The organism is Streptomyces sp. NBC_00328 (genome assembly GCF_036139655.1).
GTDB lineage: Bacteria > Actinomycetota > Actinomycetes > Streptomycetales > Streptomycetaceae > Streptomyces.
Genome location: NZ_CP108013.1, coordinates 4,234,156 through 4,250,982 on the forward strand (window position 1 = coordinate 4,234,156; position 16,827 = coordinate 4,250,982).

A 16,827-nucleotide genomic window follows, 5' to 3' on the forward strand; every position below is an offset into this window, starting at 1 on the left:
TAGGGGTCCGCGGGAATATCCTGAACGCAGAAAACCCCCGGACCGGTATCCCCGGTCCGGGGGTTTTCTTCAAAATTTGTTCGGCGGCGTCCTACTCTCCCACAGGGTCCCCCCTGCAGTACCATCGGCGCTGTGAGGCTTAGCTTCCGGGTTCGGAATGTAACCGGGCGTTTCCCTCACGCTATGACCACCGAAACACTATGAAACTGTCAACCGCACCACGCTCTGTGACAAACGTGGGGTTGTTCGTGGTTTCAGAACCAACACAGTGGACGCGAGCAACTGAGGACAAGCCCTCGGCCTATTAGTACCAGTCACCTCCACCCGTTGCCGGGCTTCCAGATCTGGCCTATCAACCCAGTCGTCTACTGGGAGCCTTAACCCCTCAAAGGGGGTGGGAATACTCATCTCGAAGCAGGCTTCCCGCTTAGATGCTTTCAGCGGTTATCCCTCCCGAACGTAGCCAACCAGCCATGCCCTTGGCAGGACAACTGGCACACCAGAGGTTCGTCCGTCCCGGTCCTCTCGTACTAGGGACAGCCCTTCTCAATATTCCTACGCGCACAGCGGATAGGGACCGAACTGTCTCACGACGTTCTAAACCCAGCTCGCGTACCGCTTTAATGGGCGAACAGCCCAACCCTTGGGACCGACTCCAGCCCCAGGATGCGACGAGCCGACATCGAGGTGCCAAACCATCCCGTCGATATGGACTCTTGGGGAAGATCAGCCTGTTATCCCCGGGGTACCTTTTATCCGTTGAGCGACGGCGCTTCCACAAGCCACCGCCGGATCACTAGTCCCGACTTTCGTCCCTGCTCGACCCGTCGGTCTCACAGTCAAGCTCCCTTGTGCACTTACACTCAACACCTGATTGCCAACCAGGCTGAGGGAACCTTTGGGCGCCTCCGTTACTCTTTAGGAGGCAACCGCCCCAGTTAAACTACCCATCAGACACTGTCCCTGATCCGGATCACGGACCCAGGTTAGACATCCAGCACGACCAGACTGGTATTTCAACGACGACTCCACCTGAACTGGCGTCCAAGCTTCACAGTCTCCCAGCTATCCTACACAAGCCGAACCGAACACCAATATCAAACTGTAGTAAAGGTCCCGGGGTCTTTCCGTCCTGCTGCGCGAAACGAGCATCTTTACTCGTAGTGCAATTTCACCGGGCCTATGGTTGAGACAGTCGAGAAGTCGTTACGCCATTCGTGCAGGTCGGAACTTACCCGACAAGGAATTTCGCTACCTTAGGATGGTTATAGTTACCACCGCCGTTTACTGGCGCTTAAGTTCTCAGCTTCGCCACCCCGAAGAGTGACTAACCGGTCCCCTTAACGTTCCAGCACCGGGCAGGCGTCAGTCCGTATACATCGCCTTACGGCTTCGCACGGACCTGTGTTTTTAGTAAACAGTCGCTTCTCGCTGGTCTCTGCGGCCACCCCCAGCTCACCGAGTAAATCGGATCACCAGTGATGGCCCCCCTTCTCCCGAAGTTACGGGGGCATTTTGCCGAGTTCCTTAACCATAGTTCACCCGAACGCCTCGGTATTCTCTACCTGACCACCTGAGTCGGTTTAGGGTACGGGCCGCCATGAAACTCGCTAGAGGCTTTTCTCGACAGCATAGGATCATCCACTTCACCACAATCGGCTCGGCATCAGGTCTCAGCCTTAATGTGTGACGGATTTGCCTATCACACGGCCTACACCCTTACCCCGGGACAACCACCGCCCGGGATGGACTACCTTCCTGCGTCACCCCATCACTCACCTACTACAGGTCTGGTCCGTCGGCTCCACCACTCCCCTTTGCCCGAAGGCTCCGGGGCGGCTTCACGGACTTAGCATCGCCTGGTTCGATGTTTGACGCTTCACAGCGGGTACCGGAATATCAACCGGTTATCCATCGACTACGCCTGTCGGCCTCGCCTTAGGTCCCGACTTACCCTGGGCAGATCAGCTTGACCCAGGAACCCTTAGTCAATCGGCGCACACGTTTCTCACGTGTGTATCGCTACTCATGCCTGCATTCTCACTCGTGAACCGTCCACCACTGCCTTCCGGCGCGGCTTCACCCGGCACACGACGCTCCCCTACCCATCACAGCGGGCGTTGGCCCTATTGCTGCAATGACACGACTTCGGCGGTACGCTTGAGCCCCGCTACATTGTCGGCGCGGAATCACTAGACCAGTGAGCTATTACGCACTCTTTCAAGGGTGGCTGCTTCTAAGCCAACCTCCTGGTTGTCTGTGCGACTCCACATCCTTTCCCACTTAGCGTACGCTTAGGGGCCTTAGTCGATGCTCTGGGCTGTTTCCCTCTCGACCATGGAGCTTATCCCCCACAGTCTCACTGCCGCGCTCTCACTTACCGGCATTCGGAGTTTGGCTAAGGTCAGTAACCCGGTAGGGCCCATCGCCTATCCAGTGCTCTACCTCCGGCAAGAAACACACGACGCTGCACCTAAATGCATTTCGGGGAGAACCAGCTATCACGGAGTTTGATTGGCCTTTCACCCCTAACCACAGGTCATCCCCCAGGTTTTCAACCCTGGTGGGTTCGGTCCTCCACGACCTCTTACAGCCGCTTCAACCTGCCCATGGCTAGATCACTCCGCTTCGGGTCTTGAGCGCGCTACTGAATCGCCCTATTCGGACTCGCTTTCGCTACGGCTTCCCCACACGGGTTAACCTCGCAACGCACCGCAAACTCGCAGGCTCATTCTTCAAAAGGCACGCAGTCACGACGCACTGAGTAAACTCAATGCGCGACGCTCCCACGGCTTGTAGGCACACGGTTTCAGGTACTATTTCACTCCGCTCCCGCGGTACTTTTCACCATTCCCTCACGGTACTATCCGCTATCGGTCACCAGGGAATATTTAGGCTTAGCGGGTGGTCCCGCCAGATTCACACGGGATTTCTCGGGCCCCGTGCTACTTGGGTGTCTCTCAAACGAGCCGTTGATGTTTCGACTACGGGGGTCTTACCCTCTACGCCGGACCTTTCGCATGTCCTTCGCCTACATCAACGGTTTCTGACTCGTCTCACAGCCGGCAGACTGTGAAAGAGAGATCCCACAACCCCCCAAGCGCAACCCCTGCCGGGTCTCACACGCTTGAGGTTTGGCCTCATCCGGTTTCGCTCGCCACTACTCCCGGAATCACGGTTGTTTTCTCTTCCTGCGGGTACTGAGATGTTTCACTTCCCCGCGTTCCCTCCACATACCCTATGTGTTCAGGTATGGGTGACAGCCCATGACGACTGCCGGGTTTCCCCATTCGGAAACCCCCGGATCAAAGCCTGGTTGACGGCTCCCCGGGGACTATCGTGGCCTCCCACGTCCTTCATCGGTTCCTGGTGCCAAGGCATCCACCGTGCGCCCTTAAAAACTTGGCCACAGATGCTCGCGTCCACTGTGCAGTTCTCAAACAACGACCAACCACCCATCACCCCGAACCAGTAGTTCGAGTGCACTGGGGCCGGCACTGAAGGCAGCCACACGGGCCGTACCTTCAGACACCCAACAGCGTGCCCGACACCCTCGCCACTCATGATCAGCTTTCCACGCTCCGAAGAGCAGTACTTGCAGCCCGAGATGACTGAGAGTGCCGAATAATCAACGTTCCACCCATGAGCAACCACCGTCGAACATCTGCCGACGTAATGGCCCTGGACCACCGGGCAAGCCCGGCGGCCTAGATGCTCCTTAGAAAGGAGGTGATCCAGCCGCACCTTCCGGTACGGCTACCTTGTTACGACTTCGTCCCAATCGCCAGTCCCACCTTCGACAGCTCCCTCCCACAAGGGGTTGGGCCACCGGCTTCGGGTGTTACCGACTTTCGTGACGTGACGGGCGGTGTGTACAAGGCCCGGGAACGTATTCACCGCAGCAATGCTGATCTGCGATTACTAGCAACTCCGACTTCATGGGGTCGAGTTGCAGACCCCAATCCGAACTGAGACAGGCTTTTTGAGATTCGCTCCGCCTCACGGCTTCGCAGCTCTTTGTACCTGCCATTGTAGCACGTGTGCAGCCCAAGACATAAGGGGCATGATGACTTGACGTCGTCCCCACCTTCCTCCGAGTTGACCCCGGCAGTCTCCTGTGAGTCCCCATCACCCCGAAGGGCATGCTGGCAACACAGAACAAGGGTTGCGCTCGTTGCGGGACTTAACCCAACATCTCACGACACGAGCTGACGACAGCCATGCACCACCTGTACACCGACCACAAGGGGGGCACTATCTCTAATGCTTTCCGGTGTATGTCAAGCCTTGGTAAGGTTCTTCGCGTTGCGTCGAATTAAGCCACATGCTCCGCTGCTTGTGCGGGCCCCCGTCAATTCCTTTGAGTTTTAGCCTTGCGGCCGTACTCCCCAGGCGGGGAACTTAATGCGTTAGCTGCGGCACCGACGACGTGGAATGTCGCCAACACCTAGTTCCCACCGTTTACGGCGTGGACTACCAGGGTATCTAATCCTGTTCGCTCCCCACGCTTTCGCTCCTCAGCGTCAGTAATGGCCCAGAGATCCGCCTTCGCCACCGGTGTTCCTCCTGATATCTGCGCATTTCACCGCTACACCAGGAATTCCGATCTCCCCTACCACACTCTAGCTAGCCCGTATCGAATGCAGACCCGGGGTTAAGCCCCGGGCTTTCACACCCGACGTGACAAGCCGCCTACGAGCTCTTTACGCCCAATAATTCCGGACAACGCTTGCGCCCTACGTATTACCGCGGCTGCTGGCACGTAGTTAGCCGGCGCTTCTTCTGCAGGTACCGTCACTCTCGCTTCTTCCCTGCTGAAAGAGGTTTACAACCCGAAGGCCGTCATCCCTCACGCGGCGTCGCTGCATCAGGCTTTCGCCCATTGTGCAATATTCCCCACTGCTGCCTCCCGTAGGAGTCTGGGCCGTGTCTCAGTCCCAGTGTGGCCGGTCGCCCTCTCAGGCCGGCTACCCGTCGTCGCCTTGGTGAGCCACTACCTCACCAACAAGCTGATAGGCCGCGGGCTCATCCTTCACCGCCGGAGCTTTTAACCCCCACCCATGCGGGCAGGAGTGTTATCCGGTATTAGACCCCGTTTCCAGGGCTTGTCCCAGAGTGAAGGGCAGATTGCCCACGTGTTACTCACCCGTTCGCCACTAATCCACCCCGAAGGGCTTCATCGTTCGACTTGCATGTGTTAAGCACGCCGCCAGCGTTCGTCCTGAGCCAGGATCAAACTCTCCGTGAATGTTTTCCCGTAATCGGGACGACACCACGAGAGCGGAACAACCGGTCGGAATAGGACCGGCGTTCACAGCGTCCTCGCTGATGCGCCTGCCGGAACAATGCCCGGCAGGACTTTTTCAAAGGAACCTCGTCCCGACCGAACGGCCGGAGACGGGGTATCAACAAATCTGGCGTTGATTTTTGGCACGCTGTTGAGTTCTCAAGGAACGGACGCTTCCTTTGTACTCACCCTCTCGGGCTTTCCTCCGGGCGCTTCCCTTCGGTCTTGCGTTTCCGACTCTATCAGACCGTTTCCGTATCCGATTTCCTCGGCGCTTTCCAGGTTTCCGCTTTCGCGTTTCCCTTTCCGGCGAGTCCGACTCTATCAGAACCTTTCGGGCCCGATTTCCTCGGTGCTTTCAAGGTAATCCGCTTTCGCGTTTCCCTTTTCAGCGACTCCGACTTTATCAGAATCTGTGGGCCGGATTGACCGGCAACCATTTCTGAATCATCAGGAGGGGCTTCTTCTGAATCGACGTGTCGATTGCTTTGAGAAGCGAGCAGACTCTAGCCGCTGCCACCGGATGTGTCCAGTTCTAGGCAACTGTTCAAATCTACCTCCCCGCTCAACCCGTGTCAACGAGTTTTCTGGGGTAACGAGAAGGCTAGCAGGTCAGCCGGGGCACGCGCACATCAGGCGGCCGTCGGCAGAGTGGCGCTGCGCTCGGACGCTGTGACGTCTCCGGTCTCGCCGGAGCGTGCCGCGCGACCTCCGAGGACATAGACGTACGCGAGAAAGGCCAGTTCAGCAGCGATCCCGATGCCGATACGCGCCCAGGTCGGAAGGCCCGACGGAGTGACGAAGCCTTCGATGGCACCCGAGACGAACAGGATCAGCGCCAGTCCGATCGCCATGCCCAGCGCGGCGCGTCCCTCTTCCGCGAGAGCTGTACGACGGGATCGCGGGCCCGGGTCGATCACGGTCCAGCCCAGCTTCAGTCCCGTCCCCGCGGCGACGAAGACGGCGGTCAGTTCCAGCAGGCCGTGCGGGAGGACGAGGCCGAGGAAGGTGTCGAGGCGGCCGGCCGACGACATCAGGCCGATGCCGACACCCAGGTTGAGCATGTTCTCGAGGAGGACCCCGAGGACCGGAAGGCCCAGAAAGACGCCCAGCACCAGGCACAGGGCGGCCGCCTCGGCGTTGTTCGTCCACACCTGGGCGGCGAAGGCGGCGGCGGGATGACTGGAGTAGTAGGTCTCGTACTCACCGCCGGGGCGGGTGAGGGAACGCAGTTCGCCGGGGGCCGCGATGGCGGCCTGGACCTCGGGGTGGGTGCCGATCCACCACCCGAGGAGGGCGGCTATCGCAGTGGACAGGAGCGCCGTGGGCACCCACCAGTGGCGGGAACGGTAGACGGCCGCGGGGAAACCGTGTGTCAGGAAGCCGGTGACATCGCGCCACGAGGCTCGGCGGGTGCCTGTCACCGCGCTGCGCGCGCGTGCCACGAGTTGGCTGAGACGCCCGGTCAGCTGGGGGTCGGGCGCGCTGGACTGGATCAGCGAGAGATGGGTGGCGGTTCGCTGGTACAGGGTGACGAGTTCGTCGGCCTCGGCCCCGGTCAGCCGGCGCTGGCGGCGCAGCAGGGCGTCGAGTCTGTCCCACTCGGCTCGGTGGGCGGAGACGAAGACGTCGAGGTCCATCGGTTTGCCTGCTCCTCGCTGCGCATCGGGGGCTCGTCGTTGATGTCAGGTTGTCCTACTGGGGCGCGATGCGCCCTCAGCTTGGCAGACTGGCGGTTGTCGGGGCAGGTCAGGGGAAGGGCGGTGCGCGTGAGTGAGCTGGTGACGGGCGAGGCAGTGGCATTGGAGCTGCGGCCCGCGAAACTGCCGAGCCGGGCGCTTGCCGTGGTGCTCGACCTGGCCTTGGCGGTGGCGGTCTACATCGTCGTGACCATCGGTCTGGTCGCCGCGACCGCCGCACTGGACGACGCGGCGCAGATCGCCGTCTCGATCGCGAGCTTCCTGCTGGTGCTGGTGGGCGGTCCGATCGCCGTGGAGACGCTCAGTCACGGCCGCTCCCTGGGAAAGCTGGCGTGCGGGCTGCGGGTGGTGCGGGACGACGGCGGGCCGATCCGGTTCCGGCACGCTCTGGTGCGCGGTGCCGTGGGGGTGGTCGAGATCCTGATGACGTTCGGGATCGTCGCGTGCATCGCTTCGCTGGTGTCGGAGCGCGGGCGGCGGCTCGGTGACGTGTTCGCCGGGACCCTCGTCGTGCGGGAGCGGATTCCGGTGGGACGCATGCCGTACGTTCCCGCGCCGCCGCCCTGGCTGGCGGGACGGTTCGCGGAGCTCGATCTGTCCGCCGTACCGGACGGGCTGTGGCTGGCCGTCCGCCAGTACCTGACGCGGATGCGGCAACTGGATCCGCAGATCGGTGGGGCGATGGCGGAACGGCTCGCCGTGGATCTCGCCGCTCGCACCGGGGCTCCGGCGCCGCAGGGCGTACCGGCGGGCGCGTATCTGGCGGCTGTCGTGCACGAGCGGCAGACCCGCGAGGCCCGTCGGACGTTCGGTGCTGTGCCGGGCGGATTCGCGTCCCCCGCACCCGGTGGCCATCACTTCCCGCAGCCGGGGCAACCGGGTGGGCCTGTCGGCCACCCCGTGCAGCCCGGCGTGCCTGCCGGCTATCCCTTCCAGCCTGGCGCTGCCGCCGGCTATCCCCCTCAGCCAGGCGCTCCTGTCGGCCACCCGTTCCATCCGGGTCCCGGCGCTCACCCCACCCGGCCTGCCCCCGCCGGGTATGGGGTCGCTCCTCAGCAGCCGTCCCCGCCTCCGGCCGGTTCGGCCAACCCGGTCGCCCCGCCGAACCCGGTCGCTCCGGTCGCTCCGGTCGCTCCGGTCGAGCACGCCGGCCGGGACGAGCGTCCGTCGACCGGCTTCGCGCCGCCCGCGTAGCCGCCCTCGCCGCAGGATCGGCGGTGGCTCGGAACGGCCCGGCACCGCCGTCAGGTGAACACCGACGGCGGTGATTCGAGGTGTTCCAGTTCGATGCCGGGAGCCGCGAGCACCACGTCGCCGGCGATGTGCACGGCGTGCTGTTCCCCCGTGTCCAGCGCTGTGACCTGGTATTCGTCCACGGTCAGCGGACCGTTGTCAGTGGCGTGTGTTTCGCTTGCGATCAAGGCCCAGGACTGGTCGAGGGTGCGCGGGGCGAGGACCGGGTCGGTGAAGGCGACGAGGCGGACACGGGTCGCCGAGGGGGCGGCGGAAGGGGTGAGGCGAAGGAGGCGGGCGGCGGCGACGAGGAAGGCGGGAGAGGTACCGGTGAAGGCATGGGCGGGCACGTTGCCTTCGGTGGCCTCGGTTCCGGTGGGGTCGGTGCGGACCCAGGTCACGCCGTCGAGGGCGGCTCCCCGCACCTGCCAGCCCGCCGCGTGCAGTTCGAGGCGGATGGGGCGGCCGAGATCGTCGAGGGCGAGGTCGACGGAGCCGGTGACCGTCGTCGTCGCGGGCTCGGGGAGGCCGTCGGGCGCCGGGCCGGAGGGGGTCGTGAGCTGGGAGACATAGCGCCAGCCCGAGGGGCCGGGCGCGCAGTGGAAGTGTTCGTCGGCGAGGGGGGTGTGATCGTGCGGATCATGGAGCGAATAGCGGCCGCGGGGCATGGGCGTTCAGGTCCTCATCGGGGACAGGCCCCCGCCGGGACGGCGAGGGCCTGCTGACATCCGGACGCCGAGCGGTGGTACCGCTGCTCGGCGGGCGTGCTCAGTAGCGGTAGTGGTCCGACTTGTACGGGCCGTCGACCTCGACACCGATGTAGGAGGCCTGCTCGGGGCGCAGCGTCGTCAGCTTCACGCCGAGGGCGTCGAGGTGGAGACGGGCCACCTTCTCGTCCAGGTGCTTGGGCAGCACGTAGACGTCGGTCGGGTACTCCTCGGGCTTGGTGAACAGCTCGATCTGGGCCAGAGTCTGGTCCGCGAACGAGTTGGACATCACGAACGACGGGTGGCCGGTCGCGTTGCCCAGGTTCAGCAGGCGGCCCTCGGACAGCACGATGAGCACCTTGCCGTCGGGGAACTTCCAGGTGTGGACCTGGGGCTTGACCTCGTCCTTGACGATGCCGGGGATCTTCGCGAGGCCGGCCATGTCGATCTCGTTGTCGAAGTGACCGATGTTCCCGACGATCGCCTGGTGCTTCATCCTGGCCATGTCCGCGGCCATGATGATGTCCTTGTTGCCCGTCGTGGTGACGAAGATGTCCGCCTTGTCGACGACCTCGTCCAGCGTCGTGACCTGGTAGCCGTCCATCGCCGCCTGCAGGGCGCAGATCGGGTCGATCTCGGTGATGATCACCCGGGCGCCCTGGCCGCGCAGGGACTCCGCGCAGCCCTTGCCCACGTCGCCGTAGCCGCAGACGACGACGGTCTTGCCGCCGATCAGGGTGTCGGTGGCGCGGTTGATGCCGTCGATCAGCGAGTGCCGGCAGCCGTACTTGTTGTCGAACTTCGACTTGGTGACGGCGTCGTTCACGTTGATCGCCGGGAACAGCAGGGTGCCGTCGCGGTACATCTCGTACAGGCGGTGGACGCCGGTCGTGGTCTCCTCGGTCACGCCGCGGATCTCCGAGGCGAGCTGGGTCCACTTCTGCGAGCCGTCCGTGATGGTGCGGTGCAGGAGTTCGAGGACGACGCGGTGCTCGTCGGACTCGGCGGTGTCGACCGAGGGGACCTTGCCGTCCTTCTCGTACTGGACGCCGTTGTGGACGAGCATGGTGGCGTCACCACCGTCGTCCAGGATCATGTTCGGGCCGCCGGTGGGGGTGTTCGGCCAGGTCAGCGCCTGCTCCGTGCACCACCAGTACTCCTCCAGGGTCTCGCCCTTCCAGGCGAACACCGGGACGCCCTGCGGGTTCTCGGGCGTGCCGTCCGGGCCGACCGCGATGGCGGCGGCGGCGTGGTCCTGGGTGGAGAAGATGTTGCAGGAGGCCCAGCGGACCTCGGCGCCCAGGGCGACCAGGGTCTCGATGAGGACGGCGGTCTGCACCGTCATGTGCAGGGAGCCGGTGACGCGGGCGCCCGCGAGCGGCTGCGCCTCGGCGTACTCCCGGCGGATCGACATCAGGCCGGGCATCTCGTGCTCGGCGAGGGTGATCTCCTTGCGGCCGAAGGCGGCCAGGGAGAGGTCGGCGACCTTGAAGTCCTGTCGGTTGTCGACAGTCGTCATACGAGCTGCTCCTCGGAATCGGGGCGAGGTGGATAGGGCTGTCCTGCGCGGCGGCGGCACGTACGCGTGCCCGACCGGGGCACGGACGTGCACCGGCAGGGCACAGCTGTGCCCGGTGCGCGCAGCGCATCCGTCGGAGGCCCTCTCTCCCTCGGCCGGTCCGCGGTGGGACCGCCCGACCGCCATCAGCAGCGACGTCTGGCTCAGCACCCAAGCTACACCGGTGAGGCTGTCCCTCCCCAGTCCACCTCCGGACAAAGCGGCCCCCACCGGCCCGGGCCGAGGGGCTCGGCCGAGGTCCTGGGCGGAAGAGACGGACGCTGGAGGCGGGAACGCCGCCGGGGCCCGTCCGAGTTGTCGGACGGGCCCCGGCGGCGTACGAGCGGGTGGGGTCAGTGGCCGGCCGGCGTCGGGCCGCCGGGGGTGGCGGCGGGGTTCGGGCCCTTGGCCGCCTCGGCGTCGCTGTAGATGTCCGGCTCCAGGTAGATCACCCGGGCGATCGGGACGGCGGCGCGGATGCGGGACTCGGCGGCGTCGATGGCGGTGGCGACCTGGGCGGCCGTGTCGTCGTGCTTGACGGCGATCTTCGCGGCGACCAGGAGTTCCTCCGGGCCGAGGTGGAGCGTGCGCATGTGGATGATGCCGGTGACGGTGGCGCCGTCGACCATCGCCGCCTCGATCTTCGCGGTCTCCTCCGGGCCCGCCGACTCGCCGAGCAGGAGCGACTTGGTCTCGGCGGCGAGCACCAGCGCGATCAGGATGAGCAGGACACCGATGCAGACCGTGCCGATGCCGTCCCAGACGCCGTTGTCCGTGAGCAGGGCGAGGCCGACGCCTCCGAGCGCGAGGACCAGACCGATGAGCGCGCCGAAGTCCTCCAGGAGGACGACGGGCAGCTCGGGGGCCTTGGCGCGGCGGATGAACTGGGACCAGGAGTGGGAGCCGCGCAGCTCGTTGGACTCCTTGATGGCCGTACGGAAGGAGAAGCTCTCGGCGATGATCGCGAACACCAGGACGCCGACCGGCCAGTACCAGTGGTCGATCGCGTGCGGGTGCTTGATCTTCTCGTAGCCCTCGTAGACGGCGAACATGCCGCCGACCGAGAACAGGACGATCGAGACGAGGAAGGCGTAGATGTAGCGCTCGCGGCCGTAGCCGAACGGGTGCTGCGGGGTCGCCTCGCGCTGGGCCTTCTTGCCGCCGATCAGGAGCAGTGCCTGGTTGCCGGAGTCGGCGACCGAGTGAACGCCCTCGGCGAGCATCGAGGAGGAGCCGCTGAACGCGAACGCCACGAACTTCGATACCGCGATCGCGAGGTTGGCGCCGAGTGCCGCCACGATCGCTTTGGTGCCGCCTGAAGCGCTCATCTGCTCCTGCTGTCCCTTCGTACGCCGTCCGGACCCGTTCGTACCCTCGTACCCCGCCCGGCCCGGACTTTGCCCGTCCTTTGCGGTGGGCCATTCTTGCAGCCCGGTCCGTCGGCGACGCGCCTCAGGTAGGTCCCGTCGTCCCGTCAGGCGACAACTGTCGCACGGAAGATCGTGCCGGACCCGGACACTTCGGCCTTTTCGCCGGCCGGTACGAAGACCGAGGTGCCGGGGGTCAGGTCGATGCCGTCGGCGCGCACGGAACCCGAGGTGCAGAGCAGGATCTGCGGGGTCTCGCGGGTGAGGTCGCGCGGGTCGGCGCCCTCGGCGACGACGTACCGGGAGAGGCGGAACTCGTCGATGGGGGTCGCGTAGACCTCTTCGCCGTCGGGGGACGCCTCCGGGCGCAGGACGCCGGGGTCGGCCGCCTCGAAGCGGACCACGCGCAGGAGTTCGGGGACGTCGACGTGCTTGGGGGTCAGACCGCAGCGCAGGACGTTGTCGCTGTTGGCCATGATCTCGACGCCGAGGCCGTTCAGATAGGCGTGCGGGATACCGGCGCCGAGGTAGAGGGCCTCGCCGGGCTGGAGCCGGACGTGGTTGAGGAGCATCGCGGCGATGACTCCGGGGTCGCCCGGGTAGTGGTGGGCGAGGCCGGCGTACGGGGCGTAGTCGCCGCCGAGGCGGGCGCAGGCGGCGGTGGTCTCGGCGACCGTACGGGCCATGTCGTCCGGGTCGGCGCTCAGCACCGCCGTGAGGACCTCGCGCAGCGCCGCCTCCTCCGGGTGGGCGCGCAGCAGGTCGACGTACGGCTTGAGGGAGTCGACGTCGAGGGCGGCGAGGAGCGCGGCGGCCTCCTCGGGGGCGCGGAAGCCGCACAGGCCGTCGAACTCGGTGAGGGCGCAGATCAGTTCGGGCTTGTGGTTGGCGTCCTTGTAGTTGCGGTGCGGGGCGTCGATCGGGACGCCCCGGCGCTCCTCGTCCTCGTAGCCCTCCCGTGCCTGTTCGAGGTCGGGGTGCACCTGGAGGGAGAGGGGGGCGCCGGCGGCGAGGAGCTTCAGGAGGAACGGCAGGCGGGGGCCGAACCTGGCGACGGCGGCGCGGCCGAGTTCCTTCGCCGGGTCCTCGGCGACGACCTCGTTGAGCGGACCGCGCCCGGTGCGCGAGGGTGCGCCCGGGTGGGCGCCCATCCACATCTCCGCCTGCGGTTCGCCGGTCGGCTCCACGCCGAGCAGCCGGGGGATGGCGGTGGTGGAACCCCAGGCGTAGGGGCGGACGGTGTTGTCGAGGCGGTCCATCGGTGTCTTCTTCTCCATACGTGCGCTGCGCGGCCCGCTGGGCGCGGGCGTCGATCGGGAAGCGTGGTGTCAGGGGCGCCGGTCGCGGGGCCGGGCACCCTCTACGGGCGCCGGACGCGAGGTCACGCCCAAGATCAGGCCCCCGAAGCGAGCGCCAGGTAAACGGCGGCGAAATCCGTGATGGCGATCAGCTCGGCGAGGGTTTCCAGTTCGCCGCCCTCCTCGGGTTCGAGTTCGCTGATCGCGGTGTCGTGGCTGAGGGCGAGTTCGCGGGCGGCGGGGGCGGCGCTGATCCCGCCGATGGGACGGTCGCGGAGCAGCACCACGCGCGCGTGCAGTGCCTGTTGCTCCTCGACGCGGTCCCGGAAGAAGTCGTCGGGGTCCGCGCCGGCGGCGAGCGCGCCGGCGAGCAGCACGCTGTGCGAGGCGAGGGCCTCTGGGAGTTCGGCGGTGAGCGCGGGGCGGCCGGCGAGTTCGGCGAGCGCGGCGGTGAACCGGCGTCCGGCCGGGCCCGCCGAGGTGCCCTCCGTCCAGATCACCGGGAGCGCCTCGGCCAGTTCGACGGCGAGCGTCTTGGCGGGGTTGCTGTAGGCCGCGATGGCCGGGCCGCAGCGCTCGGCGACGCGGTCGAGACGGTCCGCGACCTTCTGCAGCGCCTGGGGCGGGGCCGAGACCAGGCCGGTGCGGTCGAGGAGGACGAGCAGCGGGGTGAGCAGCGCCCAGAGCACGCCGGGGGCCGAGGCCGCCTGGGTCCCGTCCTGCTCGTACGGGGCGGTCGCCATCGGTACGAACAGGCCGTGGGCGCCTTCCACCCACTCGACGAGGGGGGAGCCGGCGGGGGCGACGGCCGCGACGGTGCTGCCGCGCCGGTAGGCCTGCTCGATGAGCAGTTCCAGTCCGGGTTCGCTGCCGTCGGGAGTGGCGATCAGCAGGAGGTCGACGGGGCCCGCCCAGCCGGGCAGGTCCCAGCGCAGGGCGCCTCCGGCGGGGGCGACGCCGGTGGGGGTGAGCCGGGTGAGGGGGCAGCTCGCTCCGGCGAGGGTGCCGAGCAGTTCGGCGACGCCGGTGGCTGCCATGCCGGGGCCCGCGATCAGGACGGCGCGCGGGCGGCCGTCGGGCTTCAGCTCGGAGATGCCGGCCTCGGTGGCGTGCCGGACCGCGGTGCGTACCCGGGCGCCGGCCTCGGCGGCACCGCGGAGCAGGGCCCGCCGGTCCGCCCGGGTGAGCGCGTCGGGATCGTCGAGGAGCGATTCGTCGAGCATGGGGTCGGTAGCCTCCGATCGCCGGGGGCGCTTGCGCGTGAGCCGCCGGGGTCGCTTGCACGGGGTCGCTCGCGGGAGGTGCCGAGCGGTGCTGGGTCGGACCGGGTGCCGGCCGGGTGTGCGCCGGTCGCCGATCGGGACGGCCGCGTCGCCGTCGTCCGTGCGGGCGGCTGTGCCGTCGCTCGTCGTCGGGTGCCGTGGCTCGTCGTCGTGCCTGCCGCGCCGTCGGCCCGCCCGCGGGCGGGGACAGCGCCGCTGTCGCCTCGCGTACGGCGGTCGCGGCGCCGTGTGCGCGAGGCGGACGCGTCGGTTACGCGGGGCGCCGGGCCTCGTCGACCAGGAGTACGGGGATGCCGTCGCGGACCGGGTAGGCGAGGCCGCAGTCCGCTCCCGTGCAGATCAGCTCGGTCTCCTGCTCCTTGAGCGGGGCATGGCAGGCCGGGCAGGCGAGGATCTCCAGGAGGCCGGCTTCGAGCGGCATGGGGTGTCCTTCCGAAACGGTGGATGCGGCCTGGTCAGGGTACCGCTGCGGGAGGCCTGTCGCCGGGGCGCGCCACCGGTTCGCCCGGCGCGCGGAACGGGTACGCGGGTCTCCGCGGCCCACGTCCGCTCCGTATCCGTGCCCGCGCCGGCCCTCCGCCGACCGGCGACGGGGGGCGCCACCGACCGGCACCGTGACCGAACGCCCTGGCCCGGCCTCGGGCGGACCGGGGTGGGCAGAGCCCCGCTGGGCACGGCGGACCGGCCGGGACGAGGCCGCCGGGGCCGGTCGCGGCAGCCGGTCGGGGCCACCGGGCCGCTCCCCGCCATGACCCGCCACGGACGGCGGGTCAGGCCGAGGCCGCTGCCACTTCTGCTCCCACTGCCGCTGCCGCTGCCGCTGCCGGGCGACGGTGTCCGACCGTGGCCCGCTCCCGGTGGCGGCAGCAGCAGTGGCGGGGGTCAGGCTCTGATGATCTTCAGCACCTCGTCCCGGACCCTTGCCATCGTCGCCTCGTCGCGGGCCTCGGCGTTGAGGCGGAGAAGGGGCTCGGTGTTCGAGGGGCGGACGTTGAACCACGTGTCCCCGAGCGTGACCGTCAGGCCGTCGAGCTCGTCGAGGACGACGCCCTCGCGGCCCTCGTAGGCGGCCCTGACCGCGGCCAGGCGGGCCGCCTGGTCGTCCACGGTGGAGTTGATCTCGCCGGAGCCCACGTAGCGGTCGTACTCCGCGACGAGCCCGGAGAGCGGGCCGTCCTGGCCGCCGAGGGCGGCGAGGACGTGGAGGGCGGCCAGCATGCCGGTGTCGGCGTTCCAGAAGTCGCGGAAGTAGTAGTGCGCGGAGTGCTCGCCGCCGAAGATCGCGCCGGAGGTGGCCATCTCGGCCTTGATGAAGGAGTGGCCGACGCGGGTGCGGACCGGGGTGCCGCCGTGCTCGCGGACGACCTCCGGGACCGACCAGGAGGTGATGAGGTTGTGGATGACCGTGCCGCCGCCGTTCCGGTCCAGTTCGCGGGCGGCGACCAGCGCGGTGATGGCGGACGGGGAGACCGGCTCGCCCCGCTCGTCGACGACGAAGCAGCGGTCGGCGTCGCCGTCGAAGGCGAGCCCGAGGTCGGCGCCCTCCTCGCGGACGCGCTTCTGGAGGTCCACGATGTTCGCCGGATCGAGGGGGTTGGCCTCGTGGTTCGGGAAGGTGCCGTCCAGTTCGAAGTACATCGGGACGAGCTCCAGCGGCAGACCGGAGAAAACGGTGGGCACGGTGTGTCCGCCCATGCCGTTGCCCGCGTCGACGACGACCTTCAGGGGGCGGATCGAGGTCAGGTCGACGAGCGAGCGGAGGTACGCCGCGTAGTCCTCCAACGTCTCCCGCCGCGTGATCGTTCCGGGCGTGGCGTCCGAGGCCGGGGCGGCGCCGGAGTCGAGCCAGGTCTCGGCGAGCCGGCGGATCTCCGAGAGGCCGGTGTCCTGGCCGACGGGGGCCGCGCCCGCCCGGCACATCTTGATGCCGTTGTACTGGGCCGGGTTGTGCGAGGCGGTGAACATGGCGCCCGGCAGGCCGAGCGCGCCCGACGCGTAGTAGAGCTGGTCCGTGGAGCACAGGCCGATCTCGGTCACGTCGACCCCGCGCGCCGCGGCGCCGCGCGCGAAGGCTCGGGAGAGGCCGGGCGACGACGGCCGCATGTCGTGCCCGATCACGATGGCGTCGGCTCCGGTCACTTGGACGAAGGCGGCACCGAACAGCTCGGCGAGCGGCTCGTCCCACTGGTCCGGGACCACCCCGCGTACGTCGTACGCCTTCACGAGCTGCGACAGATCAGCAGTCACGGCCAACCCTCCAGGAGTCCACTTCGGTCACCACAAACTACCCGTCCGGGATGACGGCGAGCCGTGCCGAACCCGAGTGGAGCGCATACGTGACCTGCGAACCGTCCCCGTCATCCGGGGGAAACCCGCCCGTCTCGAGGCAGCGTC

At 67.1% G+C, this 16,827-nt stretch carries 9 protein-coding genes and 3 rRNA genes; 1 reads left to right on the plus strand and 11 read right to left on the minus strand.

Features of this window, described 5'->3' with window-relative positions:
* Positions 1 to 78: 78 nt before the first annotated feature.
* The 4 genes from rrf to OG485_RS18480 all read right to left on the minus strand — a co-directional run bounded on the left by rrf (position 79) and on the right by OG485_RS18480 (position 6,927).
* Positions 79 to 195 (minus strand): 5S ribosomal RNA (gene rrf / locus OG485_RS18465).
* Between the two features lie 89 nt (positions 196 to 284).
* Positions 285 to 3,408: ribosomal RNA gene (locus OG485_RS18470) — 23S ribosomal RNA — on the minus strand.
* A gap of 314 nt (positions 3,409 to 3,722) precedes the next feature.
* A 16S ribosomal RNA gene (locus OG485_RS18475) occupies positions 3,723 to 5,248 on the minus strand.
* Together the 16S, 23S and 5S rRNA genes form the textbook arrangement of a ribosomal RNA operon.
* Before the next feature lie 671 nt (positions 5,249 to 5,919).
* Positions 5,920 to 6,927, minus strand: a complete 1,008-nt coding sequence (locus OG485_RS18480) for a stage II sporulation protein M (RefSeq protein WP_328669441.1) — start codon at positions 6,925 to 6,927, stop codon at positions 5,920 to 5,922.
* Between the two features lie 129 nt (positions 6,928 to 7,056).
* Here OG485_RS18480 and OG485_RS18485 point away from each other — a divergent pair, with 129 nt between their 5' ends.
* A complete protein-coding gene (locus OG485_RS18485; protein ID WP_328669442.1) occupies positions 7,057 to 8,181 on the plus strand; it encodes an RDD family protein in 1,125 nt (374 codons plus the stop codon).
* Between the two features lie 50 nt (positions 8,182 to 8,231).
* Here OG485_RS18485 and OG485_RS18490 read toward each other — a convergent pair whose 3' ends face one another.
* From OG485_RS18490 to OG485_RS18520, 7 genes are all read right to left on the minus strand, one after another.
* Entirely contained in the window at positions 8,232 to 8,888 is a 657-nt protein-coding gene (locus OG485_RS18490; protein ID WP_328669443.1) for a hypothetical protein, read from the minus strand.
* A 100-nt stretch (positions 8,889 to 8,988) separates the two neighbouring features.
* Positions 8,989 to 10,446, minus strand: coding sequence for an adenosylhomocysteinase (gene ahcY, locus OG485_RS18495; protein ID WP_328669444.1), 1,458 nt, complete (start codon positions 10,444 to 10,446; stop codon positions 8,989 to 8,991).
* A gap of 392 nt (positions 10,447 to 10,838) precedes the next feature.
* Complete coding sequence (locus tag OG485_RS18500; protein ID WP_328669445.1) at positions 10,839 to 11,813, minus strand: cation diffusion facilitator family transporter; 975 nt, start codon at positions 11,811 to 11,813, stop codon at positions 10,839 to 10,841.
* 146 nt (positions 11,814 to 11,959) lie between these two features.
* Positions 11,960 to 13,111 carry a mannose-6-phosphate isomerase, class I gene (gene manA, locus OG485_RS18505; protein ID WP_328669446.1) on the minus strand — a complete coding sequence of 384 codons (1,152 nt, stop codon included), beginning with the start codon at positions 13,109 to 13,111 and terminating at the stop codon, positions 11,960 to 11,962.
* A gap of 134 nt (positions 13,112 to 13,245) precedes the next feature.
* Positions 13,246 to 14,373 (minus strand): SIS domain-containing protein, encoded by a 1,128-nt coding sequence (locus tag OG485_RS18510; protein WP_328669447.1) that lies wholly within the window; start codon positions 14,371 to 14,373, stop codon positions 13,246 to 13,248.
* A gap of 310 nt (positions 14,374 to 14,683) precedes the next feature.
* Positions 14,684 to 14,854, minus strand: a complete 171-nt coding sequence (locus OG485_RS18515; RefSeq protein WP_078943765.1) for a Trm112 family protein — start codon at positions 14,852 to 14,854, stop codon at positions 14,684 to 14,686.
* A gap of 461 nt (positions 14,855 to 15,315) precedes the next feature.
* Positions 15,316 to 16,680 (minus strand): phosphomannomutase/phosphoglucomutase, encoded by a 1,365-nt coding sequence (locus tag OG485_RS18520; RefSeq protein ID WP_328669448.1) that lies wholly within the window; start codon positions 16,678 to 16,680, stop codon positions 15,316 to 15,318.
* Positions 16,681 to 16,827: the final 147 nt, after the last annotated feature.